At 36.1% G+C, this 17,450-nt stretch carries 15 protein-coding genes and 1 tRNA gene; all 16 read left to right on the plus strand.

All coding sequences use genetic code 11. The features are described from left to right. Window positions 1-210 precede the first annotated feature (210 nt). The 16 genes from LDL79_RS09620 to LDL79_RS09695 all read left to right on the plus strand — a co-directional run bounded on the left by LDL79_RS09620 (window position 211) and on the right by LDL79_RS09695 (window position 17,450). Window positions 211-292, plus strand: a tRNA-Leu gene (locus tag LDL79_RS09620). 393 nt (window positions 293-685) lie between these two features. Next, a complete protein-coding gene (locus LDL79_RS09625; protein WP_225597555.1) occupies window positions 686-2,473 on the plus strand; it encodes a ParB/RepB/Spo0J family partition protein in 1,788 nt (595 codons plus the stop codon). A gap of 260 nt (window positions 2,474-2,733) precedes the next feature. Beyond that, window positions 2,734-2,895 (plus strand): hypothetical protein, encoded by a 162-nt coding sequence (locus tag LDL79_RS09630; RefSeq protein ID WP_225597556.1) that lies wholly within the window; start codon window positions 2,734-2,736, stop codon window positions 2,893-2,895. 389 nt (window positions 2,896-3,284) lie between these two features. Further along, the gene (locus tag LDL79_RS09635) at window positions 3,285-4,121 is read left to right on the plus strand and encodes a DUF932 domain-containing protein (RefSeq protein ID WP_225597557.1); all 837 of its coding nucleotides are present in this window, start codon (window positions 3,285-3,287) and stop codon (window positions 4,119-4,121) included. A 395-nt stretch (window positions 4,122-4,516) separates the two neighbouring features. Further along, window positions 4,517-4,984, plus strand: a complete 468-nt coding sequence (locus LDL79_RS09640; protein WP_225597558.1) for a DUF1905 domain-containing protein — start codon at window positions 4,517-4,519, stop codon at window positions 4,982-4,984. Between the two features lie 7 nt (window positions 4,985-4,991). Next, on the plus strand, window positions 4,992-5,645 hold the full coding sequence (locus LDL79_RS09645) for an endonuclease III domain-containing protein (RefSeq protein WP_225597559.1): 654 nt from the start codon (window positions 4,992-4,994) through the stop codon (window positions 5,643-5,645). Window positions 5,646-6,432: 787 nt separating this feature from the next. Then, complete coding sequence (locus LDL79_RS09650; RefSeq protein ID WP_089369785.1) at window positions 6,433-6,777, plus strand: single-stranded DNA-binding protein; 345 nt, start codon at window positions 6,433-6,435, stop codon at window positions 6,775-6,777. A 76-nt stretch (window positions 6,778-6,853) separates the two neighbouring features. Then, complete coding sequence (locus LDL79_RS09655; protein ID WP_133671623.1) at window positions 6,854-7,234, plus strand: DUF6876 family protein; 381 nt, start codon at window positions 6,854-6,856, stop codon at window positions 7,232-7,234. A 12-nt stretch (window positions 7,235-7,246) separates the two neighbouring features. Continuing rightward, complete coding sequence (locus LDL79_RS09660) at window positions 7,247-7,444, plus strand: hypothetical protein (protein WP_116772143.1); 198 nt, start codon at window positions 7,247-7,249, stop codon at window positions 7,442-7,444. A 432-nt stretch (window positions 7,445-7,876) separates the two neighbouring features. Then, window positions 7,877-8,257: a BfmA/BtgA family mobilization protein gene (locus LDL79_RS09665; RefSeq protein ID WP_133671624.1), complete on the plus strand. Its 381-nt coding sequence runs from the start codon at window positions 7,877-7,879 to the stop codon at window positions 8,255-8,257. Between the two features lie 11 nt (window positions 8,258-8,268). Next, on the plus strand, window positions 8,269-9,300 hold the full coding sequence (mobB, locus tag LDL79_RS09670) for a MobB family relaxase (RefSeq protein WP_225597560.1): 1,032 nt from the start codon (window positions 8,269-8,271) through the stop codon (window positions 9,298-9,300). Window positions 9,301-9,303: 3 nt separating this feature from the next. Further along, entirely contained in the window at window positions 9,304-10,884 is a 1,581-nt protein-coding gene (locus LDL79_RS09675) for a type IV secretory system conjugative DNA transfer family protein (RefSeq protein ID WP_225597561.1), read from the plus strand. 100 nt (window positions 10,885-10,984) lie between these two features. Further along, entirely contained in the window at window positions 10,985-13,405 is a 2,421-nt protein-coding gene (locus LDL79_RS09680; RefSeq protein WP_225597562.1) for an HD domain-containing protein, read from the plus strand. Window positions 13,406-13,458: 53 nt separating this feature from the next. Beyond that, the gene (locus LDL79_RS09685) at window positions 13,459-15,762 is read left to right on the plus strand and encodes an ATPase (RefSeq protein WP_225597563.1); all 2,304 of its coding nucleotides are present in this window, start codon (window positions 13,459-13,461) and stop codon (window positions 15,760-15,762) included. Beyond that, window positions 15,762-16,079, plus strand: a complete 318-nt coding sequence (locus LDL79_RS09690; protein WP_225597564.1) for a hypothetical protein — start codon at window positions 15,762-15,764, stop codon at window positions 16,077-16,079. Before LDL79_RS09685 ends, LDL79_RS09690 begins: the two co-directional genes overlap by 1 nt. 3 nt (window positions 16,080-16,082) lie before the next feature. After that, window positions 16,083-17,450, plus strand: coding sequence for an RNA-binding domain-containing protein (locus tag LDL79_RS09695; RefSeq protein WP_225597565.1), 1,368 nt, complete (start codon window positions 16,083-16,085; stop codon window positions 17,448-17,450).

Here is a 17,450-nt window from a genome sequence, read left to right on the forward strand (position 1 = left end):
ATTATAGGTACAAAGCATTAAAATTTATTTCAAAAATGATTTTCATATTCAAAATCTTTCCTATATTTGCACTCGCATTTTTAGAGATAAGGATGCAAGTTTTTAACGGGAGTCCTAAGTACGTTAAAAATAGTATGCAGGCGTGGTGGAATTGGTAGACACGCTAGACTTAGGATTTAACCTAAGAAAAAGTGTTAAAATATTTAAAATGCGGATGTGGTGGAACTGGTAGACACGTCAGACTTAGGATCTGATGCCGCGAGGTGTGCAGGTTCGATTCCTGTCATCCGCACAAAAGCCGAAGAGAAATCTTCGGCTTTTTCATTTAAAAAAAATGGGTTTTCTTCACGATTTTTGACCTTGGGTACAACATAGGTACAACATTTTGTCTTTTTTTAGAGCCGAATTGACTTTAATACTATATCCTTTCATTTGATACCAAATACTATCTTCTGTATTGAGGATTAATAAATTTTAGGTTATCTCAACCTCTGTTCTTCGTTAGAGGGGTTTATTATCATACAATATACACGCAAGGTAAACTCGTAAAATACTTCCATCAAAAGACTACGGCATAAAGCCAACGCTTCTTCCAATACTCATTTATTCCGTTTCCTTTTGAGCCAAGATTTTATCTTCCGTTTGGTTTCTGCTCAAATATTGTTTAATCAAAAATTTGAGTATTATGACAACAAAAGCGAGTACCACAAAGAAGCGCAGTAGAGCGAAATCTACTGCCAAGAAAGAAGTAAATGGAAAGAAATCCAAAGCACTTCAAATTCAGAACTTACCGTTGGGTAAAATCAAGCCTGACCCAGAACAGCCGAGAAAGACGTTTAACGAAGATGCGTTAAAGCAGCTATCTGAGAGTATCGAAAAGCACGGTGTGTTGCAACCAATCACGGTAAGGCAACTAAATGACCATTATGTCATCGTGATGGGCGAACGCCGATATCGTGCAAGTAATTTGGCTGGAAAGAAGACCATACCCTGTATCGTGAGGACTTATAAAAACAATGATGTTCTTGAAGTTCAGATTATCGAGAATCTGCAAAGACAGGATGTCGAGCCTACCGAAGAAGCCGAGGCGATTGCTTACCTAAGCGAGAAATACGCACCTACTGAAATTGCAAAGCGATTGGGAAGAACGGATAACTTTATCAGACAGCGACTTAAACTGGCTGGATTGATTGACGGTTTTAAGCACTTTGTCCGCAATGGCGAAATGACGATTTCCTTAGGTGTTGGTGTTGCGCTATTTGAACCGGAAGAACAGCTGATGATGTTAGAAACGATGGGCGAAGATTTTAATGCACATCAGATAAACAGGATGATTAAAGACCAGACCTATGATTTGGAAAAAGCATCCTTTGATGTAGCGGACAAAAAATTAGTCCCAAAAGCTGGGTCTTGTGTAGAATGTCCGTTCAATGCGGCCAATCAAGGCAATCTGTTCGGCGAAGGTCAAATGGTCTGTACAAAAGCAGCTTGTTATGAGACCAAGAAGAACAAGTCGTTCTTGAACCTCATTGAGAAATCGAAGAAAGAGAATATTTTGATGATTCCCGAAATAAGGAAGTATTGGGCGGATGACAAAAACAATCAATTAATCATTTCCCAGTTGGAAAAGAACGGATTGAAAGTCTATTTACTGGATGATGCTGAAATTATAGAAAATCCAATTGAACCTACAATAGAGGCAATTAAGAAAGAATACCAACATTATGACTATTCTGAAGATGAATTAAAAGCCGAATTTGAAAAAGCGTTGCAAAATTACAAAGAAGCATTGGAAAAATTCAATTCAGCGAAAGAAAATGGATTCGTCAATGGCGTTTTGTTCCATCCTGAAACTTACAGGAATAAAGAGGTCTTTGTAAAGATTGTTGAAAAATCAAAGAACGATTCTACGGAATATTCGGCACCATTGACCAACAGAAAAATGGCAGATTGTACACCCGAAGAACAAATCGTTAAAATCAACGAAAGGGAAATCCGGAAGAAGCAAATCGAAAACAACAAGCAGTTTGAAGAAGTTGTGCAGATGATTCGTGAGACAAAATACATCGATACGAAGAAGACACTTTCAACAGATGAAATGGTTGCATTCTCAATATCGCTATTTGAGAACAATGTGGACTATATGAGTCAACAAAAGTACTTTTCAAAGTTCTTAGGGGAAACTTCAAAGATGACCAAAGTTGAAATGGTAGAGAATTTCAAGAAGAAGTTCAAAAAGGAAATTTTCCACAAGTTGATACGGTATATGCTCTCAAAGCAAGTTCATTTTGGCGAAAGCAATCACGTCAATAATCTGACGAACATTTCATTCTACAATGCAATGCAAGGATATTACAAATCCAAGATTGCCGGCATAGAAAAGGAATATGACGAGAAGAGAGACAAGCGTGAAGCACGTTTGAAAGAGCGCATCACGGTTCTTGAAAAACAAATTCAGGAACTCAACGAGTAGCTTTTGTTGTTTGAAGAAGGGTCAGCATTCGTGCTGGCCCTTTTTCTTTTTATGATAGTGTTTTGAAAGATGGGTTCATAAGGAAGGGGTTATCAATCAATAGTTAGCGCAAAGGTAAACTCGTAAAATACACCCATCAAAAGACTACGGCATAAAGCCCACACGTCATCCTACGCTTATTTATTCCGTTTCCTTTTGAGCTGAGATTTTATCTTCCGTTTGGGTACTGCTCAAATATTGTTTAATCAAAAAATTTCATTATGAAACGAACATCCGAAAATCCTAAAATTTCGCTACAAGAAGCTGAAATACATTATCAACAAAGTAGTGAAAATTACAGCATTGATAGTGCTGAAAGTCATATGGCGTATTACAGGGACAAGCATCCCAGCCATTACAAAGTATTGTTAGAAAATGTTTAATTAAAAATCAAAATTATGAAATGTAAAAACTGCAAATCCTCGGAAGCGTTAATCGACAATGACGCAATGTATAGTAGTCATCTCTGTCTTGACTGCGGATACTATTACAAGGAAGATGGCCGAGAAGAAATTGAAATTTTGCCTTTCTGCTTATTGGTAATAGACGACGTACTATATCAGCCAATTGCAGCAATGAAAGCGCTGTTGAACATACTTAGAACTTACCGAGCGAAGAAAGGGCGGAATAAGATTGTCCTTAGAAAATTCTTTACTGAGACATCAACATTCAAGGAAAAATCATTTTTTCTGTGATGTTTAATTCAAAAACATAAAACTGAGGTCAATCTCTAAAATTGGCCTCTATAATGTCTAATTAAAAATCAAATATTATGTATTTAAAAAATTTACAACAGGATGAAATCTTTGTTCCATCAGAAATGAAATCCTTAAAAAGTCTGACCCAGATGGAATCCCGAAGAGGGCTTGAAAATGCCATAATCTCAAATGGTAAAATCGTCAACGTGGTATCGAACAGCTACGGCCATATTCCGAACCAACTGTTCTTCAAGAAAGCTGAAGAAATGCTGACCGATGCACAGCTGAACTTCCACAAACGCACCATCAACAAAAATGATAGGTCGTTTATTACCGACTTTATTATCGATGATAAAAGCCAGTTTACCGTCAAGAACGATAAGGACTTGATACTACCGATGCTTCGGTTCAAAAATTCCTATGACGGAAGTGAAAAGACCTCTGGACACTTTGGGTTTTACAGGGAAGTATGTTCAAATGGTCTGCACGTTTCACAGGCTGAAATTGAGTTTTCTATAAAGCATAGCAAGAATAATACACATTTAATTATGCCAAGGCTGAACAAACTATTCGATAAATTTCTGGATAATGAATTCTACACCATTACCAAGAAATTCGACAAGATGAAAGAATTTAAAATCATCGATACAAAAGAATTTGTAAAGGCGATTCTCGACAAAACGAAACTATTCAGGTATGAATGCAGCGACAAGAACAGCGACCCATCGAAAAAATCTCGCGAGGTTATCAAAATATTGAACTACGAAGCCTTGTTGCTCAATGAAGAACCAAATCTCTGGTTGGGATACAATGCGTTTAATTCAGTACTTCATAATGTTTTGAAGAAAAGCTTTGGCCAACAAGAACGGTTGGATAAAAAGCTGTTTGATGAAGTCTATGCTATGGCATAAATTAAATAAAGGTTTGTCCAGTACCTCAAACTGGATGTCTAAATATATAACAAACTGTTACTTCCAATCCACTCAGCACATTCCCCTACATTCCACGCTCGCCTGCTGAAAAAGCAGGCAACCACTTCACTTCGGGAAAAGAGCTTCATTACATACGTCTTGGACACAATTCCCAATTTTAGCTTTCCATTCCGCTAACCCTTCCCGTCCCGATAGCTATCGGGACTGGGAAGGAACACTACATTCCAGAGCCAAAATTATGTATTAAGTCCGCTTTATAATTTTCCAAAAAGAAAATACGTTGCGTATTCCTTAAAAAGGAAAAAGGATAATATTATTTTTATACTTTGTAACGCGTTTTCTGTAATACCAAAAAATTACAAATAAATAACAGAATGAAGAAAATTGTCGATAATCAAGAGCTTGAATTAGTCTATAAAAAAGGGAATGGAGCTTGGACATACCATATTGTCATACCAAATACAGCCGATATAGATGGAACTTGGGGTTCGCTAAAGGTTTCTGGTTTGCTTGATGATTACGAGTTGAAAGAAATGAATTTGGCACCAAGGAAGGAAGAAGATAAAATGATTTCAATAAACGAAGAAATCAGAAATGCAATCGGTAAAAGTGGTGGTGATAAAGTTACGGTAACATTATACCTGCATACACACGACAGAATCAATAACAATTCGGAAATTCTCAAATGTTTTGAAGATGCCGGCGTAAAGGGTTCGTTCAAATCATTAAACAAAGATGAACAAGAAGAAATTATAAATGATATCACTTCAAAAACTACAGAGGCCAAACAAATTGAGCAAATAAACCACCATATCAATCTGTTACTTAATCAGAACAACTAAACGGGCAATGGCAAAAAAGAATCTTGAAAAAATTTATGAAATATTAAGTGATGAATATAATGTATTTGCTGAAACCGACAACGAATGGGATAATAATGGATTGAACAGTACGGATTTCAAAAGCCTTGTTTCGGTAATGCTATCGGCAATGACACATACAAAGCGAGTAGTTAGAGCCTGTAACGCGCTTTATGAAGAAGCTACCACACCAGAACAAATCATCGCTTTGACAGATGAAGAACTAACCGAAATGATAAGACCGGTTGCTCATTACAATAAAAAAACAAAACATTTAAAAGAATTATGTAGACAGGTAATCGAGGAATTTGATGGCGAGGTGCCAAAAACCAAAAAAGAATTGATGTCTCTTCAAGGAGTTGGACGCAAAACAGCTGACATACTTATGAACTTCAATTTCGGTGGAGAGACAATAGCTGTTGACACTCACGTACATCGCCTTTTAAACCGTTTGGGCATAGTAGAAACTAAGAGTAGTAAAGAAACGGCAGATATAATCAACGATATTACACCGAAAGAGTATAAAAAGCACGCTCACGAATGGCTGATTCAGCACGGTGGTAATATTTGTATTTCGCGAAAACCAAAGTGCCAAGAATGCGTTGTTTACGAACTATGCGAATATGATGAAAAAACGAGTTGAATGAAACAGAGAAACAGATACTGTAGATAAAAGGGTTTTTTCATCTACTTATTATTACTTCTCTTAAAAAACCCAGCTTGTTTTAAAAGGATAATTTATTAACCACTCAGCACATTCCCCTACATTCCACGCTCGCCTGCTGAAAAAGCAGTCAACCACTACTCTTCGGGCAAAGAGCTTCACTACAAAGGTCTTGGACACAATCCCCAATTTCAGCTTTCCATTCCGCTAACCCTTCCCGATGCTCTGGGAAGGAACACTACATTCCCGAGCCAAAATTGTGAATTAAGTCCGCTTTTTTAATCGGAAAGTCATCGGCTTGATTTTCTTGACAGGATTTTCGGTGTGGTCTTCTTGAGCCCTCACTCGAAATCCTTAAAAACCAAACCGCTGTCTTACACATTTTAAGGGGTTTATAATGGATAAAGCCTTTTTTGTTTTTCGGGGCGTCGAAAAACAGGCACGACATAACCAATTCTAATGTAAACACAGCTACTTATCTCGCTTAACTGTCGGTACGCTCAAACGCAACTGCGTTTAAAAGAATTGCTAATGCCCTTATGGAACTTGTCAAGACTGTACAAGTTTTAGTGAAAAATAAGGTTTCTACTTCCTTGAAATTCCAAGGAATTTACTACGTCGCAAACACACCTGATTTTACCCTAAAAGTCTTGACAAAACCCACTCTATCCATTGTGCGATGCACAGAAGAAAAGAACAAACACCCCTTAAAATTTAATCTGTTTTAAATCAATAGGGGAAATATAAATCACTTAAATATTTTATTATGAGTACCATTAGAAATCACGTACAATTGATTGGAAACGTTGGACAAGAGCCAACCATTACGAACCTTGAAAGCGGTAAAAAAGTAGCCCGCTTCTCACTCGCTACAAACGAGTATTACAAAGACAGCAAAGGCGAAAAGCAAACGGACACCAACTGGCATACCGTAGTGGCTTGGGGCAAGACGGCTGAAATCGTTGAGAAATTTGTCGAAAAAGGCAAAGAGGTTGGAATTACAGGGAAACTAAAGACCCGAACCTATACCACCGATGATGGCAACCAACGCTATGTAACGGAAGTTGTAGCCGATGAAATCCTATTACTTGGAAGCAAGAGCGACAAGTAATCTTTAAAATAAAGAGGGCGTTCCTCTGATAAGTTGCGCCCTCTTTTTCATTATTCACACATTAAATATATGTACAATGAAAGCACAAGTTAACGAAATAAAAGAGCGATTGCAATATTTTACGGGAACGGAAATGTTCTATCAAATCCCATTATTGCGAACCCGTTTTACGGACGGATTGAAATATTTATCGGAAGTAGCAGAATGTTTTTGGCTCATTACGGACACGTCAGTAATCGCAAAAAGTCTGATGAACCGAAGCGAATTTATCACAATCGACTTCAAAAGATTACCCAAAGAAAAACAAGATTTTTTGGGTTACGAAGCCGAAATAATTTACAGCGATGGCAACGACAATATTTTGGAAAAACACGGTTACAGGGCAACCGATTTTCCACTGGATGAACTGCGGTTATTTTTTGTAAATGATACGCTGATGTTACCAAGCGAATACTAAAATTTTGAAGTTATGATTTACATTAAATTTCAAGATTTGAGCGAGGAAAAACAAGAGGAACTCTTACAGGTTTCGAGAGAACACGTTACACATATTTTTGGGGAATCTATTCAAAAATATGTTGACGAAACTGGTGCAGATTATGAAAAGTTAATAGATGAAGAAATGATTAAAAATCTATACACCTACGATTATGTTTTCAATATCTGACACATTAAGATTATATGTGGAACACCTCTGAAATTTCAGGGGTGTTTTTATTTTGAAACAAATCCAAGTCAAGAAAAAAACGTATCTTTATTTTGCTGAAATTCAGCATTCAAAATTACGTAGGGTTATCCACTTTTCGACTTTCGCCGATAACCTTACACATCGAAAAATAACATATCGGAAAATCATTTTCCCTGAAAATGGCAATCGGCTTTTTAGCCGGATTGTATGGATTTTTGTCACGCTTGCGCGTGACGAAAAGGAATAGCAAGAGGGTAACACGCTGCGCGATGTTTCGTATTCCTTTTCGTTTTCAAATAGCTGATTACCAGCGACTTGAATAATTTATAATTTCCTTACAATCAACAATTTGCGACAAACGGGCTGGAAACGCCCATTTTTAGGGAAGATTTTGCGACAAATCGGCGAAATATGGACTCATTTACTGGAATTAGATTTAAAAAGGAAACCGCAAAACGTTTCCAAACGTTCTCACGCACGTACTTCAAATCGCACACCGAGGCGATGTCCACGATGCTCGATTTTTTCTTCTACAACGAAATATCGCCAAAGGAAAAATTAGGACCAACTGGACGTACCATTGAGGCTAAATTACTCAAAAGAATCAATGCGGTTATTGCCATAATGCGAGACGTAGAAAAGACACAAACCAAACCTACGGTGGCTATGATTCAATCCCTTTTTGAAACGGAAGAGCCAACCAAAAAACCGCTGATTGTAGAAAAGAAATATGCCGAAGAAAAGAAGGAAGTCCGCTTTCGAGAAAAGAAAAATCAAAGCAACCAACTCTAAATATTTGAACTATGTACATCACAATCACACCTCAAAAATTGGGTACTAATTATTCACAAAGTTCAGCAGATTTTGTAGGCTATTTGGAAAAGGAAAATCAAGGTTTGGAACAGCACGAAATGGAACATTTTTTCAACCAATATGGCGATGAAATTTCCGCAGAAGAAGTGGTCAAAGAAATCGATGGAAACACCGCAAAATTGAAAAAGAAAGAACCCAAGTTTTATTCTATCACGGTTAGTCCTTCAAAATATGAATTGCGAAAACTTCAGAACAGTAGTCAAGATTTAAAAACCTACACCCGCGAGCTGATGAAAGATTATGTTGCCAGTTTCAATCGGGAAATAAACGGGCGACCTATAACCATCGATGATATAAAATACTATGCGAAAATTGAACACCATAGAACATTCAAGGGAACAGATTTTCAGATTAAAGAAAACCAACCTTTTGCTACAAAAATTCTTCAGCTGAAAACCGAAATCAGAAACATTCAAGAAGGACGAGCTGAAGGGAATATTAAAAGGATGAAAAAGGAAATTGCCAAATTGGAACGCCAAGCACCACATCAACAAAATGGAAAACGAATTGTCCAGGGAATGGCGAAAGATGGAAACCAAAGTCATATCCATATCATCGTGAGCAGAAAGGATGCTTCCAATTCAATAAGTCTTTCCCCAGGAAGTAAACATAAAGCTTCCGAAGTTGAAATGCACGGCAAAAAGGTAAAGCGTGGTTTTGATAGGGATGCCTTTTTCGCGAAAGCGGAAAAAACGTTTGACAAAACTTTTGGCTACAAACGCAACTTTGCCGAGACCTACAAAGCAAGAAAGGATTTTGTAAAGAACCCGAATCTCTATTTCGCTGCCTTGATGAAATTACCAGCCAATGAAAAAGCTTTGGCTTTCAAAATGATTGCCAAAAGTGGCTTGCCAATTGTTCCAAGTATTCCAGTTAGTCAAGCACAAATTGCGCTTCGGGTTTTTAAAAGGTTAAGACGTGGTGCTGAAGTGGCCATCAAATCAAGTTCAATAGGAATTTAGGGTATGGAAATAGACAATCTCATAACGATACTTTCAATTATTGGTGTGGCCAGTATGGTTTTTTATGCGATGTTTCGAGTGAGCAAGTATGCACTTTTCTTGAATTTTACGATGCTTTCGTGCTTGGTTTTCTATTTAACTCAAGGGAATGAATTAGTATTGATATTGCTGTATTTGGTCTGTCCGCTAATGCTAATTAATATAGGAATGTATGTCTTTCTGCATAAAACTGAAACCGTACAGAATGGCGATAGCAAGTACCAAGTCAAATTTGCAACCACAAAGGGAAATTTCAAATTAGATAATATTAAACGTGGCGCATCCATCATCGGATCTGCCGGAAGTGGAAAAACCGAAAGTGTGGTGTATGGCTTTTTAAAACATTTCCGGAAAGAGCGCTTCTGTGGAATCATTCACGACTACAAGGATTTTGAACTGACCGAAATGGCGTATCCGCTTTTTAAGGATAGCGATATTCCGTTTAAGGTCATTTCCTTCGATAAAATAATCCATAGGGTAAATCCCATTGCGCCACGCTATTTAGAGAACGAGGAAAGCGTAAATGAGGTGTCACGGGTACTGATTGAAAATCTTTTAGAGCAAAGGGAAGGTGGAACTACAGGAACAACAAAATTCTTTAACGATGCCGCTGAAGGTTTGATAGGTGGATTGATTTGGAAGCTCAAAACCGACTATCCCAAATACTGTACGTTACCACATTTAATAGCCATTTACCAAATGCTCGATACCGATAGCCTAATCCAGTTTTTGGAAACCAACACCACATCGAGAGCGATGGCAGATGCATTTATTAGCGGTAAGGATTCTGATAGACAGACAGCTGGTGTAAAAAGTACTCTGGCGAATGCGCTAAAACGAATTAGTACACAGCGTATTTTTATGGCATTGTCCGCAGATGAAGTACCTTTAAATATAAACAGCGAGGAAAATCCTGCAATCATATCGGTTGTGAACAACCCTAAATATGAAACATCTTATTCGCCTGTAATTGCCACCATCATTCATACCATTACCAAACAAATGAGTGTAAGAAATTCCAAACCGTCATTCCTGTTGATGGAAGAAGCACCAACGATTCGCCTGTTGAATATGCACCGTATCCCAGCAACTTTAAGAAGTTATGATATCGCAACCATCTATGTAATGCAGGACAAAATCCAAAACGATATGATGTATGGCGACAAAGCAAGCAAAGCTATTTTGAGCAACCTATCCTATCAGTTTTTCGGAAAGGTAAATGACCCAGACACCGCCAAATATTATGAACGCTTTTTTGAGATTATTAAAGACCCAACAAAGAGTATTAGCCGTGGTCATAATTTAGATTTTGATACGCGAATTACTACTGGAGAAAAGGAAATTCCAAAAATTAGGGCAGATGTGTTTTTCCGTTTGAAGCAGGGCGAATTTATCACTTATGCAGATGGTAGGGATAAGAAGGTACAGTTTAAATTGGCTAATATTCATAGAGCGTTACCGAAACAAACGAAGCAATTTACTCAAGAGGATTTGGCAACTAATTTTGAGAGGGTTTATGAAGAGGTGCGGTCGATATTTAATTAATCATCCTAAAATGTTAAAATCTTTAAACAAAATTCATAAATATAAGGAGAGATAATGATATATTAAGCCAATGTTAAAATGATAATACTATTGAAAAATAATGATTGATGATTACAAAGATGAGTTTCTTTTGAGGCTCAAAAAGAGCTTGCTATATAATACTCTAAAAAATAAATGTAGTGATAAGGATAACGACGTTATTGCCCTCGTCGAAAAAATGACATCCTATGCTTTCCAACGAACTAAAACCATATTGCGTCATATGGGCGAGTTCACTTTACACGATGGAGACCATTTATTTCGTGTACTTCATATAATGGAAAGGCTAATTCCAAAAGAGAAGATTGAGAAGCTTTCGCCACCAGAATTACTGTTACTTATAGGTAGTGCTTTCTTTCACGATATCGGTATGGCACCAGATGAAAAAGAAGTTTTAGCTTGGAAAAAGATATGGGATTCCGAACCTGACCTTGATGTTGAAGGGCAAGTTTACTACGATGATTTTAAGAGGTTTTATAACTCTCGTCCCGAAGATGGGCAAAAGCTTATAGAGCTGACTTTGAAAGGTAATTTGTCTCAAGCAGAACTTATAAAATCTTATTTGATAACCGAACATATAAGACAAACACACGCTGACAGAGCAAGAAATATAATTGAGAAAGACTGGACAAATCAAATTAAGTTTCGTGATATAGACCTTACAGTAGAGCTGGCACAGATTTGCTATAGTCACAATGAAGATGCTTTGAAACTCTTAGACCTTGATAAAAATCTGCTTTGTGGACCTGGAATATATGCCTGTTTGCCATTGGTAGGTGTCATTTTGAGGTTAGCAGATATATTGGACTTTGACGGAAAAAGAACACCAAAAATATTGTACTCTCATCTTTACGTCAGAAATCCAATATCCGTAAATGAATGGAATAAGCATAGGGCTGTTGAAGCGTGGGAAATCGGTCCAGATTTAATACAATTTAGTGCAAAGTGTTCTCATCCGGTAATAGAAGCTTCAATTCACAAGTTCTGTTCAATGATTGACCACGAACTCAGTTTGGCAAATAACATAATATCTACGCTTAACGAATTCCATTTTGCCCAAGAGAGGGATTTAAATATTAAACTACCTCTGAAGGTAGATAGAGAGAAAATCAAAACAAAAACCGATATAAAAAACAATCCAGTATATATTTATAAAGACACCAAATTCAGTCTCAGCAAAACGCAGGTCATTGAGCTTTTGATGGGAACCAAACTCTATGGAAATCCAGAAGTAGCATTACGTGAATTGTTACAAAATTCTATAGATGCTTGCCTTTTACGAAAAGCACAAGAAACTAAATGGGGAAACCCTTATGAGCCAGAGATTTTAGTTAAATACTATACTGAAAATGGCGAAAATGTCTTGGAAGTAATTGATAATGGCACGGGTATGGATGAGTATATAATCGATAATTATTACTCAAAAATCGGGTCTTCTTTTTATAAATCTAAAGACTTCTATAACCTTAAAGCAGAATCGAATGCAGAATTTTACCCAACTTCCAGATTTGGTATAGGCATTTTATCCTGTTTTATGATTTCTGATGTATTAATTGTAGATACCAGAAAGGTTTATGGTCCTCATAGGTCAAGCGACCCTTATAACATAACAGTAGAAGGTCAAGAGAGTGTTTTCTGGATTAAAGAAGGAAAACGGGAGAAGCCAGGAACTACCACCAAGCTAATTTTAAGAAAGAATAAAAACCCTTGGGAAGATATGACAGAGGCAAAGTTTATAAAGAATGTCGAAAGTGTAATTCCAAATCCACCTTTTGATATCAGGATTGAAACAACCTCACATAATAAAACTAGAAATATAGATAGTTTTAAAGAAATGACCTCTTATACACTAAAGGATTATTCTTGGAAAGAAAATGAGAACATTAAGTTTATTGAAATCAAAATTAATCGAGAGGATATTGGAATTCTAGGCTCTGCTACCGTAGCAATTTTAGAAAGTCACGATAAGCCAGTTAAACATCTGGAACTTAATTCTAGAGATGTAGAAGTTGAGGGAGAAATTTTCACACTAGAGAGAGAGCTTAAAATAGGCGTTAATTCAATAGATGAAAGTTCCAAATCAATCACAATAAGTGATGACGGAGATATAAGAACCGATAACTCTACGAGTGTTTTAACAAAATCAAAATCACGACTATCGCTGCACGGAATAGAAGTGCCAACAAGTCTATTTCCTGAATCTTGGCGTATGAAAAACAATCAAGTAAAATTGAGTTGGCCATTTCCTTTGATCCTAGTTGTAGATATTTGTGGGGAAAGGGATTTAGACCTTAATTCACCAAGAACAGAAATTATTATTAGTGAAAAATGGACAGATTTTGAAGAGCAGCTGGCCTATTTAATTTGTGAAGGTATAAAAGATAATGTGTCAGCAGATTATTGGTCTAAGCTTGTCAAAATTTTTGAATCCTCATCGAGCAGTAGTGAAAATTTCAAAACAGCTCTTAGAACTATACTTTAAAATTATATTTTGTCAAAATTTTGACAATCAGACTTTAACCAAAAAAAATAGTTTTGAACCCAATTTATTTAGATACACATATACATACTTCTGCGAATCCTAATCAAGTAAATGAAGATTATGATATTGATTTATTAGTAAATAAAATTCACGAATTTAACGGGAATTCTGAATTTTTAATATCACTTACTGACCATAATATGGTTAACAAAAGTGCTTATTTAAAAGCGGTAGGTTTAGATTTAAACATAATTCTTGGGGTAGAATTACATATTAGAAATTATGATAATTGCCCAGCATATCATTGTCATATTTATTTCGACCTCAAAGAAATCACAGAAGATATTCTCGATGATGTTAACTATAAACTGAATGAATTATACCCTAAAAAAGAGGTAGAAAAAAAAGACCCAACAATACCAACCATCCAAGAAATAATCAACAAATTCGATTCTTATGAATTTATGTTGTTACCACACGGCGGACAATCTCACGCTACATTTAACACATCTATTCCTAAAGACACAAGGTTAGATAGCACTTTAGAAAGAAACGTTTATTACAATCATTTTGAAGGATTTACAGCAAGAGGCGATAAAGGATTAGAGAAAACGCAGGATTATTTTAAGAGACTTGGTATAAACGAGTTTGTGAACCTAATAACTTGTAGTGATAATTATACACCAACAACATATCCAAATGGGAAAGATAAAAACCCATTTAACCCAACTTGGATGTTGGCAGAACCTACTTTTAATGGATTAAGATTGTCACTATCCGAACAATCAAGATTAATTTACTCAGCAACAAAACCGAAATTTTATTCAGAGAATATTCAGTCTGTATCTCATAAACAAGAGAACATTGAAATAGATATTGAATTAACTTCGGGATTAAATGTAATAATTGGAGGTTCTTCGAGTGGAAAAACTTTGCTTGTCGATTCAATAGTAAGATGCTTAAATAAAAATACCGAAGGTTCAATATACCAACAATATGGTGTAGATAAATTTACTATTGTCAATCCATCAGGAATGAAACCTCACTATCTCTCTCAAAATTATATTATGGGAGTAGTCAACAATATTAGCGAAGATAAGATTGAAAATATTGACATTATTAAAAGAGCTTTTCCAGGGGACGAAGACATCAAAACAAGTATTAATAATGGGTTGCGAGAATTTAAAAAAAACATACTTTCATTGATTAGCAGCGTCAAAGTTCTTGAAGAGGAAAGTCAGACTTTGCAAACTATTCCGGTTCTTTCAAGATTGATAACCAGAGAGAATTTAGAAACTAACATTTATGATAACCTTCAATCGAGTGAATTAGAAAATGAAAAATTAAGGTTTTCAAAAGGTGTTTATGACGAATATGTAAATTCCTTAGAAACCATTGATGATTTTTTATCAAAATATCCTTTTATTACTCACGATTCTGACTTGGTAGATAAACTCAAGACTGAGCTAACAGATGTTTTGAATATTTCAAATAAAGAAAAGCAGGTTAGAAATCTACTTGAAAGCGAGCAAGAATCATATAATCAGGTCTTAAGACATTCAAACTCTGAAGAGCAAACTAAAAGGCAAAGCTTCAATAAGCTTTTAGAGTCTTTAAAAAAGTATGTCAGAGCATATAGAAAATTTTATAGGACTATAAATTCTATTTCAAGCTACACGCTCAATTTCGATTCAGAAGAAATAGAATCTATGGGGCACAAATTGTACATTGAGAATGATTTTATCCTAAGTACGGACAAATTTATAGAGGTGGTTAATCACTTTTTAAAAAGCAAGATAATTAGCTTTGAAAACATCACACCAGAACTATTATATGAAAGCAATTTTAAAAAACAAAAACCAAAAGTTCACGATTACGATGATTTTGAAAATAGGATATATAATAGTTTTGAAGAGCTAAATAAAAAGAAATATAAAATAATCACTAATGACGGTCGTGAATTTGATAAACTTAGTCCTGGATGGAAAACGTCTGTAATTCTTGATATAATTTTGGGATATGATAAGGATAGTGCACCAATAATTATTGACCAACCAGAAGATAATTTGGCAACAGATTATATAAATAATGGTTTAGTTACTGCTGTCAAAAAAATAAAAAGTAAAAAACAAATAATCTTAGTTTCTCACAATGCAACAATACCAATGCTTGCTGATGCGCAAAATATAATTCTTTGCAGAAACGACAATAATAAACTGATTATTAAGTCCAGTCCACTAGAAGGCGAAATTGAAGGAACAAGTGTTGTTGACCTTATTGCCAAGATTACCGACGGTGGCAAATCATCAATTAAAAAAAGAGTAAAAAAGTATAACCTCAAAAAATTTAGCGAATAATGAAGTTGATATTTAATAAAGAAGAAAATAATGATATAACTGTCAAAATACAACAAGGAACTATTCCTGTTGAGTTTACCTATACGGAAATGATTAGACAACTTTTTGAAAATAATACTATTGACGATACTGATTTTGGAAATCTTTCAGAAGATGAAACAAAAAATCTCGAAGATATGTTGAACAAAATTTCTGATATCTTTGATGAAGATGACTTGGTAGAAAATGAACAATCAGAGGTGCAGCAAGAAACGATAGAATCAACCGAAGAACCAATAACTGAGATTGAGGATGATAAAGACGATTTACCTTTTTAAACAATGACCGAAACAAATCGCATAGAATATAAACGAGAATTGTCCGATGGACTCGAAAAAGAGGTCATTGCTTTCTTGAACTACCGTGAAGGTGGCATTATTCATATCGGCATCGATAAGGATGGAAATACTTACGGATTGGCAGATGCTGATGGCGACCAGTTAAAGATTAAGGATAGGTTAAAAAACAACATTCGCCCTTCCGCCCTTGGTCTGTTCGATATTGTGAGTGAGGAAAGGGACGGCAAGAACATTCTGAAAATAATAATGGCCAGCGGTCCAGAAAAACCATATCATCTTAAAAAATACGGGATGAGTGAAAGAGGTTGTTTTATTCGTTTGGGTTCAGCAGCTGAACCGATGCCGCAAAAAATGATAGACGAGCTGTTTGCTAAACGTACCCGAAATTCCATCAGCAAAATTAAAGCGGGTCGTCAGGATTTAAGTTTTAGTCAGTTGAAAATCTACTACGAAGAATCGGGACATACCCTTGGTAAAGCTTTTGCAAAGAACTTGGAACTATTGACTGAAGATGGTGCATTCAATTATGCCGGCTATCTTTTGGCAGATAAGAATAACACTTCTATTAAAGTGGCCAAGTATTCAGGCAAAACCCGAACAGACTTGATAGAAAGCAACGAGTATGGTCACGAATGTTTGGTCAAGGCCACTAAGCAAGTGATAGATAAAATTGCTGTCGAGAACCGAACCAACACAAAAATAACGGCCAAAGAAAGACAGCAAGCCAACCTTTGGAATCCCATCGCATTGCGCGAAGCCATTATCAATGCCTTTGTGCATAACGATTATACCAATGAAATTACCCCAAAGTTTGAAATCTTTGCGGATAGAATTGAAATTACATCGGCAGGCGGTCTTCCGGAAGGATTGAGCAAACAGGAATTTTTCGAGGGCTTTTCAGTTCCACGGAATAAAGAACTGATGCGGATTTTTAAGGATTTGGAACTTGTGGAACAGTTGGGTTCTGGCATCCCTCGTATTTTGGAACACTATGGCAAAGAGAGTTTTGGCTTTTCGGACAACTTCCTTAGAATGACTTTTAACGCTAAAGAAACTGCTGTTGAAGAAGGTGGTCAAATAGGTGGTGCAATGGGTGGTCAAAAAGGTGGTGTAATAGGTGGTGCAATAGGTGGTGTAATTGATACAATTGAAGTTCTAACTAAAAGACAAAAAGAAGTTCTTAAACTTATTGCTACTAATCCTTCCATAACTTATAACGAAATAGCTGAAGCTTTGGGTATTAATGAATCTGCTGTTGGTAAGCATATTACAGCTATCAAAAATAAAGGCTTTTTAACGCGTCAAGGAGATACAAGAGGTTATTGGGAAATCAATCTTGATGAAACTTAA

This window comes from Leeuwenhoekiella palythoae (assembly GCF_020310025.1).
Classification (GTDB): domain Bacteria; phylum Bacteroidota; class Bacteroidia; order Flavobacteriales; family Flavobacteriaceae; genus Leeuwenhoekiella; species Leeuwenhoekiella palythoae.